Annotated in this window: 12 protein-coding genes and 1 tRNA gene; all 13 read left to right on the forward strand. The window is 68.8% G+C overall.

Annotation, left to right across the window (positions count from 1 at the left end):
- Positions 1 to 5 precede the first annotated feature (5 nt).
- The 13 genes from ACN9M6_RS04995 to uppS all read left to right on the forward strand — a co-directional run bounded on the left by ACN9M6_RS04995 (position 6) and on the right by uppS (position 13,147).
- On the forward strand, positions 6 to 836 hold the full coding sequence (locus ACN9M6_RS04995; RefSeq protein WP_419161819.1) for a CPBP family intramembrane glutamic endopeptidase: 831 nt from the start codon (positions 6 to 8) through the stop codon (positions 834 to 836).
- Entirely contained in the window at positions 833 to 1,702 is an 870-nt protein-coding gene (locus tag ACN9M6_RS05000; RefSeq protein WP_419161820.1) for a 3-hydroxyacyl-CoA dehydrogenase family protein, read from the forward strand. The genes ACN9M6_RS04995 and ACN9M6_RS05000 overlap by 4 nt, the downstream gene beginning before the upstream one ends.
- A complete protein-coding gene (locus ACN9M6_RS05005; protein WP_419161821.1) occupies positions 1,699 to 2,892 on the forward strand; it encodes an acyl-CoA dehydrogenase family protein in 1,194 nt (397 codons plus the stop codon). Before ACN9M6_RS05000 ends, ACN9M6_RS05005 begins: the two co-directional genes overlap by 4 nt.
- A complete protein-coding gene (gene glyA, locus ACN9M6_RS05010; RefSeq protein ID WP_419161822.1) occupies positions 2,889 to 4,199 on the forward strand; it encodes a serine hydroxymethyltransferase in 1,311 nt (436 codons plus the stop codon). The genes ACN9M6_RS05005 and glyA overlap by 4 nt, the downstream gene beginning before the upstream one ends.
- Positions 4,200 to 4,282: 83 nt before the next feature.
- Positions 4,283 to 4,645: a Minf_1886 family protein gene (locus ACN9M6_RS05015; protein ID WP_419161823.1), complete on the forward strand. Its 363-nt coding sequence runs from the start codon at positions 4,283 to 4,285 to the stop codon at positions 4,643 to 4,645.
- 427 nt (positions 4,646 to 5,072) lie between these two features.
- Positions 5,073 to 6,593, forward strand: coding sequence for an NAD(P)H-hydrate dehydratase (locus tag ACN9M6_RS05020; RefSeq protein ID WP_419161824.1), 1,521 nt, complete (start codon positions 5,073 to 5,075; stop codon positions 6,591 to 6,593).
- Complete coding sequence (thiL, locus tag ACN9M6_RS05025) at positions 6,593 to 7,603, forward strand: thiamine-phosphate kinase (RefSeq protein WP_419161825.1); 1,011 nt, start codon at positions 6,593 to 6,595, stop codon at positions 7,601 to 7,603. Before ACN9M6_RS05020 ends, thiL begins: the two co-directional genes overlap by 1 nt.
- Positions 7,600 to 8,331 carry a lysophospholipid acyltransferase family protein gene (locus tag ACN9M6_RS05030; RefSeq protein ID WP_419161826.1) on the forward strand — a complete coding sequence of 244 codons (732 nt, stop codon included), beginning with the start codon at positions 7,600 to 7,602 and terminating at the stop codon, positions 8,329 to 8,331. Before thiL ends, ACN9M6_RS05030 begins: the two co-directional genes overlap by 4 nt.
- Positions 8,332 to 8,477: 146 nt before the next feature.
- Positions 8,478 to 9,767 (forward strand): phosphopyruvate hydratase, encoded by a 1,290-nt coding sequence (gene eno, locus ACN9M6_RS05035; RefSeq protein WP_419161827.1) that lies wholly within the window; start codon positions 8,478 to 8,480, stop codon positions 9,765 to 9,767.
- A gap of 2 nt (positions 9,768 to 9,769) precedes the next feature.
- Positions 9,770 to 10,096, forward strand: coding sequence for an FtsB family cell division protein (locus ACN9M6_RS05040; protein ID WP_419161828.1), 327 nt, complete (start codon positions 9,770 to 9,772; stop codon positions 10,094 to 10,096).
- 65 nt (positions 10,097 to 10,161) lie between these two features.
- A tRNA-Met gene (locus ACN9M6_RS05045) sits at positions 10,162 to 10,235 on the forward strand.
- Between the two features lie 560 nt (positions 10,236 to 10,795).
- The gene (gene thiI / locus ACN9M6_RS05050) at positions 10,796 to 12,358 is read left to right on the forward strand and encodes a tRNA uracil 4-sulfurtransferase ThiI (protein WP_419161829.1); all 1,563 of its coding nucleotides are present in this window, start codon (positions 10,796 to 10,798) and stop codon (positions 12,356 to 12,358) included.
- Positions 12,359 to 12,391: 33 nt separating this feature from the next.
- Complete coding sequence (uppS, locus tag ACN9M6_RS05055; RefSeq protein ID WP_419161830.1) at positions 12,392 to 13,147, forward strand: polyprenyl diphosphate synthase; 756 nt, start codon at positions 12,392 to 12,394, stop codon at positions 13,145 to 13,147.
- The last annotated feature ends 10 nt before the right edge of the window (positions 13,148 to 13,157 follow it).

The raw sequence follows: 13,157 nt of genomic DNA on the forward strand, positions 1-13,157 counted from the left end.
GGGAGATGACGAGATGGGCCTGGGTCGGGAGGCTGGCGGGGTTCGTCGCCCTCTTCATGGCCTGCGCGTTCGTGTTTTTCATTGGGGCTGCGCTGCTCACGGGGAGCCTCGGCGCCGGGTCGTCGCCGGTGCTCGACTGGTGGACCGTGCTTCCAGGGCTGGCGGCGGCCTTCGCCGCGACCTGGGTGCTGGCCGTAACGATCGATGGACGCCCGCTCGCCTGGCTCGGACTCCGGGGCGGGCGCCGGGGGGCGGTCGAACTCGTCCTCGGGTCCCTGGCCGGGATGGCGATCGTGGGGGCTACGATCCTCGTCCTGGCCCTCGCGGGCTGGGTGTCGTGGAGCGCCGGTACACACGGGGGCGTGCTGATGGCGCTGGAGGTGTCGCTGCTCCTTCTGGCCGCCGCCTTTGCGGAGGAACTGCTCTTCCGCGGTTATCCCTTCCGGGTCCTCGAGGGCCGGTTCGGGCCGGCCGTGGCCCTTGGCGCGACCTCTGTGGCGTTCGGGCTCCTGCACGGCGGCAACCCCGGGATCGGCCCGCTGGCGCTGGTCAACCTCACGCTCGCCGGGGTGATGCTCGGCGTCGCGTACTGGCGGTCCCGGAGCCTCTGGTTCGTGGGCGGCCTGCACTTCGGATGGAACTGGGCGCTGGCGGCCAGCGGCCTGTCCGTGAGCGGGATCGAAGTGTCAATATCCGGTCTCGATCCGGTCGTCTCCGGCCCGCCGCTGTGGACGGGGGGGACGTTCGGGCCCGAGGGCGGGTTGACGGCCACCTTTTTGACGGCGCTGGGGACGGTCTGGCTGTGGCGGATCGCCGGCTCCGGGCGGGGCGGATGATTCGAGCGGATGATGTGATGCGCGTCGGTGTCGTCGGGGCGGGCACGATGGGGAGCGGGATCGCGCATGTCTTCGGACTCGCCGGCATCTCCTGCCGCCTGGTCGATGTCGACACGGAGGCGCTTGGCCGTGCACGCGACTCCATCGAGAGCAACCTCACGCGACAGGTCCGTCGCGAACTCATCTCCCCGGACGAGGCCGAAGTGGCGCTGGGCCGGATCAAGACCGGCCGGAACCTCGATGCCATGGGCGACGCCGAAGTCGTGGTGGAGGCCGCCAGCGAGCGCCCCGCCCTCAAGTTCGAGCTGGTCGAGCAGCTGTCGTCGATCGTAGCGGCGGACACGCTGCTCGCCTCCAATACCAGCTCGATTTCGATCACGGAGATCGCGGCCAGGGCCGCCGCCCCCGCGCGTGTGATCGGGATGCACTTCATGAATCCAGTCCCCGTGATGCGGCTCGTCGAAGTCATCCGCGGGCTCGAGACCTCCGACGAAGCAACCACACTGACGCTGGGACTCTGTAAGCGGCTGGCGAAGACCGCGGTGCTGGCGAACGACTTCCCGGGTTTCGTCGCCAATCGGATCCTCATGCCGATGATCAACGAGGCCGTGTACTGTCTCATGGAAGGGGTGGCCGACATCGAGGCGGTGGACACCGTCATGAAACTCGGGATGAACCACCCCATGGGGCCGCTCGCGCTGGCCGACCTCATCGGGCTCGACACATGTCTGGCGATCATGCGGGTGCTGCACGCCGAACTCGGCGACGGCAAGTACCGCCCGTGCCCGCTACTCGCGAAGTACGTGGCCGCGGGGCGGCTGGGCCGCAAGACCGGACGCGGCTTCTACGACTATGCGGGCGGATGACGACGCATCGACGGGCCTGGTCGGCTCTCCAACTCTCGGCCGAGGCGCGGCAGGTCCTCGGCCTCGCCCGGCAGTTCGCCGAGGAACGGCTGAGGCCGACGGCCGAGACCCGGGATGCGAACGAAGAAACGTTCGACGTCGCGATCCACGGCGAACTGGCGGAGCTCGGGTTCCTCGCCATGCGGGTGCCGGAGCGCTACGACGGCCTGGGGCTGGATCTCGTCACCTACCTCTACGTGCTGGAAGAGCTGGCGTGGGGCGACGCGGGTGTCGCGGTGTCCGTCAGCGTGCACAACTCGCTCCCGGTTTCGATTCTGCTCAGGCGGGGCAGCGAGGCACAGCGTCAGCACTGGCTCCCGCGGATGGCCGGCGGAGAGGTCCTGAGCGCCTTCTCGCTCTCGGAAGCCGGCGCGGGCACCGATGCGGCGGCGCTTCGCACGCAGGCCACACGGACGGATGGCGGTTGGGTGCTCAACGGGGAGAAGTTGTGGGTGACGAACGGCGGCTCTGCCGATCTCATCCTGATCTTCGCCCGGACCGACACGCCGGAAGACCGGAGAGGCTCGCGGGGCATCGGGGCCTTCCTCCTACCGGCCGGGGTCGAAGGCCTGTCCGTGGGCAGGAAGGAGCGCAAGATGGGACAGCGCGGCTCGGAGACCGTCGCGCTGTCACTCGAGAACGTCTTTCTCGGAGATGAATGCCTGGTCGGAGAACCCAACTACGGCTTCTCCTATGCCCTCGAGGGGCTGGAGGGCGGGAGGCTCGGTATCGCGGCCCAGGCGCTCGGCATCGCCTCGGCCGCGGTAGACGAGGCCTTCGAGTATGCGCACACTCGCCGGCAGTTCGGTCGTGCGCTGCGGGAGTTCCAGGGGATGGAGTTCAAGCTGGGTGACATGGTGACCCGCCTCGAGGCCGCGCGAGGACTCCTCGAGCGAGCGGCCGCCGCGCACACCATGGGCGATCCGCGGGCGCGCCGACTGTCCAGCGTGGCGAAGCTGTTCGCCAGCGAGACCGCCATGCAGAATGCCCGCGAGGCGGTCCAGGTCTTCGGAAGCTACGGGTATTCCCGGGAATACCCGGTGGAACGTCTGTTCCGGGACGCGAAGGTTACGGAGATCTACGAGGGCGCCAACGAAATGCACCGCAGCCTGATCGCGCGACAACTCTACAGGGAAAGGGAATACGCGTGAGTTCGACGGCGGAACGTACTCGAATCGGCCAGCTGGACCCCCGCCCTCTGCGCCAGACCGATCCCGCGGTGGCGGATGCGATAGATCGCGAACTCGAACGGCAACGCACGGGCCTGGAACTGATTGCGAGCGAGAACTTCGTGTCGCGCGGCGTCCTCGAGGCCACGGGCAGCGTGATGACGAACAAGTACGCCGAGGGCTACCCCGGGCGCCGGTATTACGGCGGGTGCGAGTTCGTGGACGCGGTGGAGGATCTCGCCCGCGACCGGGCCCGTGAACTGTTCGGGGCCGACCACAGCAACGTGCAGGCACACAGCGGCTCCGGCGCGAACATGACCGCGCTCCAGGCGCTCACCGAGCCGGGATCGACGCTTCTCGGGATGGACCTGTCGCACGGCGGGCACCTCACGCACGGATCCAGAGTCAACTTCTCGGGGCTCTGGTATCGCGTCGTGCCCTACGGCGTGCGGGCCTCGGACCGGACCATCGACTACGACGCTCTCCGAGAGACCGCGCTCGAGGTGCGGCCGGCGGTGATCATCGCGGGGGCCAGCGCCTACCCTCGCGAGATCGATTTTGCGCGCTTCGCGGAGATCGCTGCGGAATGCGGGGCTCGCGTCCTCGTCGATATGGCGCACATCGCGGGGCTAGTGGCCACGGGACATCATCCGTCGCCCGTCCCGCACGCCGATGTCGTAACGACCACGACCCACAAGACACTGCGGGGGCCGCGCGGCGGACTGGTGCTCTGCCGCGAGGAACACGCCGCAGCGGTCGACAAGGCTGTGTTTCCCGGCTTGCAGGGCGGTCCGCTGATGCATGTGATCGCCGCCAAGGCGGTAGCGTTGGGAGAGGCGCTCCGACCGGGGTTCCGCGACTATTCCGTGCTCGTCGTGCGAAACGCACGCGCGCTGGCGGCCCGCCTCGCCGAGCACGGTTACGATCTCGTCGCAGGCGGGACGGACACACACCTCATGCTCGTAGACCTGCGCACGACGAGTCTCACGGGCAAGGACGCCGAGGCGCTCCTGGGCCGGGCCGGCATCACGGTAAACAAGAACACGGTGCCGTTCGAGACACGCTCTCCCTTCGTGGCGTCGGGCATCCGGATCGGTACGGCGGCCCTGTCCACCCGCGCCATGGACGAGACCGAAATGAGGAAGATCGCCGACCTCATGCACCGGGCCCTCTGTTCGGAGGGCGACGAAACGGTCCTGGCTGCGATCGAGGCGGAAGTTCGAGCGCTGTGCTCCGATTTCCCCCTCTATCCGGAGAGCGCGGGCGTATCGAAAGGCCCCGTGGCTTGACGCCAACTTTTTCCCGCGTCTAACTTTTGATGCAAGACCTTTGCGGGCAGAGCATATCGCGGTCGGGAAAGGGCGGTGCAGAAGTGGACACACCAGGCGCTCTAGCGGGAATCAGGAAGCGCAATCCCAGGTATACGGAAGCCGCATACCTGTTCCTGCTTTCCGCGCTTCAGCGCCGGCTGTCCAGCCTGGAGTTGCCGCGCCATATCAGCGGCGCCGAAGTTGCCGAGGCCGTCAGGGAACTCGCGCTGGAACGCTTCGGTCCCCTGGCCCGGACGGTTCTGGAGCACTGGGGCGTGCACGACACAACGGATATCGGCGAGATCGTCTTCGCGCTGGTGGATGGCGGGGTGCTCATAAAGGAACCCGATGACTCGCGAGAGGATTTTGAGGGGCTCTTCACCTTTGACGAGGCCTTCGAAGACAGCTACCCGTGGAGTGCGTAGGGGAGGAACTCAGGGTCGACCACGCAGCCGTGGGGCGGCGGGGGACGGCAGGCGGCGGTGACCGGATCTGAGCCGGGAGACCGTCCAAACTCGGGGAGGGGTGATCGCGTGGCCGATACGGGGTCGTTTACGGTATGCTTGAGTTGCAGTAAAGGGGTGCTGCTTCCGCTCTCGGATTACGGGCGCGATGGGGCGCCGATCCGGTACAAGGCATGGGTCTGTTCGAAACCCGATTGCGGGTTCAACATCCGGATCGACAACGGTGAGATCAGCTTCGGGCGCAGCGTCCAGCAGTCCTACAAGTAACCCCCCCGGGCAGGCCGACGCCGCCCGCGGAGGGATCCCCGCCAATCCGGCATCTCTTCTCTCGCCAGCGGACTGGTGGCGCTTCGCGGCGTCCGAGGTCTGGCTGCCCACGGCGACCGAGATGGCGGAGATCGATCGGGTCGCGGTGGAATCCGGAGCGATACCGGAACGCGCCCTGATCGAGAACGCCGGACGGGCCCTGGCTCGTCACCTTCACGAAAAATATCCCTCCGGGCGGATCGTGGTGCTGGCGGGCAGCGGCCACAACGGGGCTGACGCACTGGTGGCCGGCCGGACGCTCGCTGCCTGGGGGCGCTCCGTGGGGTTCGTCCAGTGCGGGAGCCGTCTCCCGGCTCCGAGGGTCCTCGCCGGCTGGGATCTGCCGATCGAATCGGCGGAGGCGCTGGAGCACGAACTCGCGGCCGCTACGGTCGCAATCGACGGCATCCTCGGAACCGGCCTCCAAACGGTGCCTCGCGCTCCCCAGGCTCGAATCATCGAGTGCGCGAATGCCGCGCAGGCGGCGGTCGTTGCCGCCGATGGTCCGAGCGGCGTGGACTTCACGACGGGCGGCGTCCCCGGTGCGGCGATCCGCGCCGACCTGACGGTGACCTTCGGTTGGCCCAAGATCGGGTTGCTGCGATTCCCGGCGCGCGCGCAGGTGGGAGATCTGGTCTGTGTCGAGATCGGTTTTCCGCCGCCCGATCCCGTGCCCGGAACCCGCGCGGTGACCGCCTCCTGGGCGGCGGAGTTGCTGGGCGGGCGCCCACCCGCCGGACACAAGGGAGATGCCGGGTATCTCGCCATCGTGGGCGGCGAACCCGGCATGGCGGGAGCGGTGGTGCTGGCGGCCCGTGCGGCGGTCCGGTCGGGGATCGGGATCGTACGGGTGGTGAGCGCCCCCGAGAACCGGGACATCCTTCAGACCAGCGTCCCCGAGGCCGTGTTCGTCGACTGGACGGACGCGGAGGCGGTCGAGGCCACGCTGGGGTGGGCCGATGCTGTGGCCATCGGTCCGGGCCTGGGGACCGGCTCGGCCCGGGTCGCCCTCGTGGAGAGGGTGCTGGCGGCGGCCACGGTGCCGCTCGTGGTCGACGCGGACGGGCTGAATGCTCTTGCCGCTTCCGCGTCGGTTGCTCTTCGCGACCCGGCCGCATCAGGCCGTCCGATCCTGTTGACCCCGCATCCCGGCGAAATGGCGAGGCTGCTGGGGTCGTCCGTCGCCGAGGTGCGTGAAGATCCCCCGGCGGCGGCGCGACGACTGGCAGACGCCGCGAGCGTCACGGTGCTGCTGAAGGGTGCGCCGACCTGGGTAGCTCGGCCGGGGGGCGAGCTGCGCGCGACCACGCTCGTGAGTTCCGCGTTTGCCAGCGGCGGGATGGGTGACGTGCTGACGGGCGTATGCGGGGCATATCTGGGGGTCGGCCTGGCTCCCGCGGATGCGGCGACCGCGGCGCTGGCTGTGACCGCCCTCGCGGTACTCCGCGGGGTGGACGAGGTCGGAGGCTCTGCGGCTGACGTGCCGGAAGCGCTCGTGTCGGCACGGCGGGCTCTTGCGACGCTGCGTCCGGGGGCATGGCCGGGCGTGCCTCTCGCGCTCCCCGCCGTGCCGGGGCGCGGGCCCGCGGAGGGGCCGAACTGATGTCTCTCGCTGGCCTGGGGATGGCGGTAGGCCCCGAGACGGCGCGCATCCAGGCGTTTCTGGACGAAGCACGCCGGGGCCGGAGCCCGTCGGATTCGGGGGTCACGATCACGCTGCCGCCCGGCGATGATGCCGCGGCTTTCCGCGTCCCGACGGGTGAACAGGTCGTTGTAAGCAGTGATGCCAGCGTGGAGGGCATTCACTTCCGCCGCGAATGGATGACCTGGGAGACGATCGGCTACCGGGCGGCGGCGGCGGCGCTCAGTGACCTGGCCGCCATGGCCGCGGCGCCGATCGGTCTCGTCGTCTCGGTGGCGCTCCCGCCTGAACTCGGCATCGAGATCGCGTCGGCGCTCGGTCGCGGCGTCGGGGAGATCGCCGCCCGGACGGGCGCCGAGGTGCTGGGAGGTGACCTTGTCGCATCGCCCGGGCCCGCGTTCCTCGACGTCACGGTCCTGGGCCTCGCCTCGGCCCCCACGACGCGCCGGGGGGCACGGCCCGGCGACGAACTGTGGGTGACCGGCGAACTGGGCGGTGCCGCCGCCGCCCTGCGGGACCTCGAGCGGGGGCTGGAGCCGGACCGCACGGCCCGCTCGGCATTCGACCGCCCGTCGCCCCGGATCGACGAGGCGAGGTGGCTTGTGGAACGGGTGGACATTCGGGCCGCCATCGACCTCTCCGACGGCCTCCTGCGCGATGCGCGACACGTTGCGGCGGCCTCGGAAGTTGCGCTGCGGATCGATGCTGACCGGGTCCCGGTCGCTACGGCTCTGGACGGATTCCGGCAGACTCCTGCCGCGGCGAAGCTGGCCCTCGCCGGCGGCGAGGACTATGAGCTGCTCCTCGTCGTGCCCCCCGGGGCCCTGCAGACGGCGACACCCGCCTTCGCGGCGGCCTTCGATCTCCCGCTGACACGTATCGGGCGCGTCACCCGAGGGAAGGGCGTCTCGGTCGATGGGCTCGAAGACCCCGGGCTCGCCGGTTTCGACCACTTCACGTGCGATCCTTGATCCGAACCGTTCTGTTCCGCGCGGTCCTGGTATTGTCGACGGCGTTCTTCTCGATCCTCGCGGTGGTCTTTGTGGGGATGGGCGGCGGCGGCGCCGGTGTCAACTGGATCAACAGGAGCTGGGCGCGCTCGCTGCTGGCGGTCGCGGGCGTACGGGTCCGGGTGGAGGGGCTCGAGCACCTGCACCTCTCGGGGCCTCAGATCATCGTCGCCAATCACCAATCGTACTTCGACATCTGGGCGCTCCTGGCCGCCCTCCCCGTATCGGTGCGCTTCATCGCCAAGCAGGAGCTGTCACGCATTCCGCTGCTGTCTCGGGGCATGCAGTCGGCGGGACACGTATTCATCGATCGTGACCGTCCGCGGAGAGCACGCGAGACGTTCCGGACGGCCGGTCGTCGCATGCACGCCGAGGGTCTGACTCTCGTGCTGTTTCCTGAGGGGACCCGCTCGCGTGACGGCAGGCCGGGGCGTTTCCTGAGGGGTTCCTTCGCGCTGGCCCTGGAGACGGACGCGCCCCTCGTGCCCGCGGCCGTCGATGGCGGCCACCGCGTGTACCGGCCCGGGGCCAGGCGCGTGCGTCCTGGCCGGATCTCCGTGCGATTGGCCGCGCCGATCCCGCTCGATGGAGCGAATCCTCCGGACCGGCGGACCGTCATGCATGAGGTGCGCTCGGCGATCGAAGCCATGCTTGCCGAGAGAACGGAGGAACACCTGACCCCGCAGTAGCGTGACGGAGTTTTGCCACGAGCTTCGCGGGCCCTATCTTTCACGTCCGGGTGGAGGTTGCCTCGATCGAATCGAGGTCGCTTGGAGGGGTGGGGGGGGCACGCCTGCATGACAGATCCTGCACAACAGCGAAGCGAGATGGCCGGATGACGGCCATCGTGGATGTCGTGGGCCGCGAGATCGTGGATTCGCGCGGCAACCCGACGGTCGAGGCCGACGTGCGTCTCGAGGACGGGACGGTCGGCCGGGCCGCGGTGCCGAGCGGCGCATCGACAGGCGAGCACGAGGCGGTCGAGTTGCGGGACGGCGACGACACGCGGTACGGCGGGAAGGGGGTGCTGCGCGCCGTTTCGCACATCAACGGGGCCCTCGCCGCTGCCGTCCGCGGGCTCGAAGCGGCTGACCAGCGGGGGCTGGACTCCGCGCTCATCGCGCTCGACGGGACGCCGAACAAGGGTCGGCTGGGCGCGAACGCCATCCTCGCCGTCTCCATGGCGACCGCGCGCGCCGCAGCCTCGGCGACCGGGAGGCCTCTCTTCCATCACCTCGGATCGGGCGAACCGCACCTCCTCCCGGTCCCCATGCTCAACATCCTGAACGGCGGCGCACACGCGAACAACACGGTCGACATCCAGGAATTCATGGTGCTCCCTCTCGGCGCGCACAGCTTTTCCGAAGGGCTCCGGATCGGGATCGAGGTGTTTCACGCGCTGCGGCGGCGACTTTCGGCCGCCGGACACAGCACCGCCGTGGGTGACGAGGGTGGGGTCGCGCCCAATCTCGGATCGAATCGGGAGGCGCTGGACCTCATCATGGGTGCGATCGCGGACGCGGGATACGAGCCGGGCCGGGACGTGGCCCTCTCGCTCGATTGCGCGGCGTCCGAATTCTATGACGGGGAGGCGGGAGCGTACCGACTCGGGAGCGCCGGAGAAGCCGGCCTCCTCGGCGCGGAGGCGCTCGTGGGCCTCTACGAAGACTGGCTGGACGCGTACCCGATCGTCTCGATCGAGGATGGCCTCGCGGAAGACGACTGGGACGGCTGGGCGGTCCTCACTGCCCGACTGGGTGACCGCGTCCAACTCGTCGGCGATGACCTCTTCGTGACCAATGTCGAACGTCTGGCCCGTGGTATCGAAGGCGGGATCGGCAACGCGATCCTCATCAAACTGAACCAGATCGGGACCGTAAGTGAGACGCTCGACGCGATCCGGATGGCGGCGGAGGCGAACTTCGGCGTCGTGATTTCGCACCGTTCCGGAGAGACGGCCGACACCTTCATCGCGGATCTCGCGGTGGCCACGAGCGCCGGGCAGATCAAAACGGGCAGCGGCTGCCGGTCGGAACGGGTCGCGAAGTACAATCAACTCCTCCGAATCGAAGAAGCGCTGGGGCACGCCGCGATCTATCCCGGATCCACCGTGTACGGAGGCTGACGATGGCCGAGGCGACGAACCGACGGCTAAGCCGCACCTTGACCTTCGTGGCCCTGGTCGGGGCCGGCTACTACTGGATGGTCGGTGGCGAATACACGAGAGCGGGCCTGCATCGTCTCGAGCAGGAGATCGCGTCCCGAAAGGCGGAGATCGCCGCTCGCGAAGCGGAGCTCGCCACCGTGCGCGCGTGGGCCGATAGCCTGATGGCCGACCGGTGGGCGATCGAACGCGTCGCCCGCGAACGATACGGATTCGTCCGGCCCGGGGAAGTGCTCGTGCGGTTCGTCGATCAGACGGCCGATGACGAACCCACGTCCGGGACGCGTTGAGTCGCGAAAGGGGATGTCGGGTTGACCCGGGGGCCACGACGTGTAGGATAGCGCACCCACAGCGCGGCAGGGTAGCTCAGCCTGGTAGAGCAAGGGACTCATAAGCCCTGGGTCGGGGGTTCAAATCCCCCCCCTGCCACTCGATCACGATTCAGGCCTTGCACGGGCAACCGGGCGGGGCCGGAATCTCTTCCGGGCTTACGCCCGTACGTGTCGGCTAGCGTTTCGATGGGTCCTGTTACGCTTCGCCCTATCGCCAGACGGTAGCTTCCATGAAAAGACAGGGACGGGCACCAGACGGATCCCGCTGGCTGCAGGGACTGGGACGTGACCGGTTTGAAGCTGCGATCAATCGTGTGCGCGAAAGCGGTGACTGCGACTTCGACGTTCCGTCGGACAGTCATGGCTCGATACGCATCGTGGGACGAAAACAGGCAGGCCTGATCCGCCTGACGGCAGAGCCGGATGCCGGCGGTGAGCGCACGTCAGGCAGAGTGCCGATGCCGGGTGGACGGTGTCGTCTGATGGCCGGCACTGCGTCACGCTGATGTCGGGGGGTACCAGCCGGAGTGTCAGTCACTTCCCCCTTGGGCCGCTGAAGGATCAGGTTACGCTCTTCGAGCAGTGAGGGTCCGCCGGATCCATGAGGGAGCGCCGGGCTCGTTTACGGTGTTGGGCCGGGCGAAGTAAACTGTCCCCATGACCGCCCGTGACGAATCCCGTCAGAGCAGGCCTCCCCATAGCGGGCCTGCCGAGTTCCCCGACCGTCCGCCCGAAGGGGCGCAGCCGGTTCGGGCTCTCGTGCGTTTTTCCGGAGAACTCTCCACCAAGGCGCGGCGTACGCGGTCTCGCTTCCAGAACCGGCTCGCACACAACCTGCGCGACGGGTTCGCGACGGAGCGCGTCCAGGCGACGCTTCGGCCCGAGTGGAGCCGCTTCTACATCGACGGAGTGGATCGCGGCTTCCTCGGGCCGCTCACGCGGACGTTCGGCGTGTCCAGTTGCTCCATCCTGGCCGGCGAGTGTGAAGCGGAGCTGGACGTCATCGTCAAGGTCGGGACGGAGTTGTTCGCCGAGGCGGTGCGGGGCCGGAGCTATGCCGTGCGCGCGCGGCGCTCGGGCTCGCACGGATTCTCATCTTCGGACATCCATGTGCGTCTGGGGGCGGCCCTGAACCCCGGGGCCACCGTCGATCTCGGTGACCCGGACGTCACGGTATTTGTCGAGGTCCGCGACGGTCGCGCTTTCTTCTACGAAGACAGGGTCCGGGGACCTTCCGGCCTTCCGCTCGGGGTGCAGGGGCAGGCGCTCGCGCTCATCTCCGGTGGCTTCGATTCGCCGGTCGCGGCCTGGATGGCGCTGAGGCGGGGCATCCATCTGGACTACGTCTTCTGCAACCTCGGGGGACGCGCGTACGAGCGGATGGTGGTCGAGGTGACGAAGATCGTCGCGGACCGCTGGAGCTACGGGACGCGGCCTCGCCTGCATGTGCTCGAATTCGGTCCGGTGGTCGAGGCGATGCGGAGCCGTGCGAAGCCCGCCTACCTGCAGGTTGTGCTCAAGCGCATGATGTATCGCGCGGCGGCGGAGATCGGGACCCGCATCGGGGCCGAGGCGTTGGTCACGGGCGAGTCGGTCGGGCAGGTGTCGTCCCAGACGCTGCGCAACCTGCGGGCCATCGAGAACGCCTCCTCTCTGCCCGTCCTCCGGCCGCTGCTCGGGTTCCACAAGGAAGAGATCCTCGAGCGGGCACGGGAGATCGGCACATACGAACTGTCCTCCCGCGTCCGGGAATACTGCGACATCGTGCCTCAGCGGCCGGTCACCGCGTCGTCCCCGGCAGCCGCGGAGGCGCAGGAGGCGGCGGTGGGTCTGGAGGAACTGGCCGCCGCGATCTCCGGCGCGACGGTGCACGATGTGCGCGGACTCCGCCCGGAGTCGATGGCCGGGGCGTCCCTCTACGTGACCGACGTCCCCCAGGGTGCGGCGATCATCGACACCCGTCCACGGGAAGCGTTCGAGTCCTGGCACTGGCCGGGCGCGACGCGTCAGGACCTGCTCGCGCTCGAACGTGACTTCGGCGGCCTGGACCGCGAAACGACCTATATTCTGTGCTGCGCGGAAGGCGTGCGGACGGCCTATCTCGCCGAGGTCATGCAGCGGGCCGGTTACGAGGCGTACTCCTTTCTCGGCGGGGCCCCCCGCATGCGCCGCGCCATGCCCGGGTCACCGCACGGATTGTCTGATCGCGATGCGTTTTGACACCCCGGCCCACGGGGGGCGAGCTTGGGCCTCATGAGCGGGCTGAGAGACGGCACGACGTCCTCGCTGGAGGCCGTGCGAGAGGGCGAGGTGCCGACCCATGTCGCCATCATCATGGACGGCAACGGCCGCTGGGCGAGACGGCGCGGGCTCCCGCGGTGGGAGGGCCACCGAGCGGGCATGACGGCGGTGCGGGAGGCGATCGAGGGGGCCGCGAAAGCAGGCGTGTCCCACCTCACCCTGTACGCGTTCTCCGACGAGAACTGGTCCCGGCCACCGTCGGAAGTGGACGCGCTCATGGCGCTGCTCGAGGAGTACGTGCGGAGTCAGCGGGAGGCGCTGACGAGGCACAGCATCCGGGTCACCGTGTTCGGCGATCGAATGCGGCTTCCGCAGGCGGCGCGGGACGCGATCGGGGAGCTCGAGTTGTCCACCGCGGGCGGGACCGCTCTGCATGTGCACCTTGCGATCAGCTACGGCTCGCGGGCCGAGATCGTGGGTGTGGCCCGCGCGCTCGCCCGGAGGTGCACCCGGGGAGAACTGTCCCCTGAAGCGATCGATGCCGAGTGCTTCGCGGGGGAACTCCTCACCCGGGAGTGGCCGGACCCCGACCTGTTGATCCGTACCTCGGGAGAGCAACGGATCTCCAACTTCCTTCTATGGCAGCTCGCGTATGCGGAGATCTTCGTGACGGACGTGCTGTGGCCGGACTTTACCCAGGAGCACCTGTTCGGGGCCGTGGTCGACTATCGGGGCCGTGAGAGACGATTCGGACTGGTGAAGACGTGACCGGACACGG

Source organism: Candidatus Palauibacter sp., assembly GCF_965197445.1.
In the GTDB taxonomy this organism is placed as follows: Bacteria; Gemmatimonadota; Gemmatimonadetes; order Palauibacterales; family Palauibacteraceae; genus Palauibacter.

Bases quoted from the DNA above. Each gene is read 5' to 3' on its own strand.
- ACN9M6_RS04995 (WP_419161819.1), top strand. From the start codon at position 6: ATGACGAGATGGGCCTGGGTCGGGAGGCTGGCGGGGTTCGTCGCCCTC.
- ACN9M6_RS05000 (WP_419161820.1), top strand. From the start codon at position 833: ATGATTCGAGCGGATGATGTGATGCGCGTCGGTGTCGTCGGGGCGGGC.
- ACN9M6_RS05005 (WP_419161821.1), top strand. From the start codon at position 1,699: ATGACGACGCATCGACGGGCCTGGTCGGCTCTCCAACTCTCGGCCGAG.
- ACN9M6_RS05020 (WP_419161824.1), top strand. From the start codon at position 5,073: ATGGCGGAGATCGATCGGGTCGCGGTGGAATCCGGAGCGATACCGGAA.
- thiL (WP_419161825.1), top strand. From the start codon at position 6,593: ATGTCTCTCGCTGGCCTGGGGATGGCGGTAGGCCCCGAGACGGCGCGC.
- eno (WP_419161827.1), top strand. From the start codon at position 8,478: ATGACGGCCATCGTGGATGTCGTGGGCCGCGAGATCGTGGATTCGCGC.
- ACN9M6_RS05040 (WP_419161828.1), top strand. From the start codon at position 9,770: ATGGCCGAGGCGACGAACCGACGGCTAAGCCGCACCTTGACCTTCGTG.
- thiI (WP_419161829.1), top strand. From the start codon at position 10,796: ATGACCGCCCGTGACGAATCCCGTCAGAGCAGGCCTCCCCATAGCGGG.
- uppS (WP_419161830.1), top strand. From the start codon at position 12,392: ATGAGCGGGCTGAGAGACGGCACGACGTCCTCGCTGGAGGCCGTGCGA.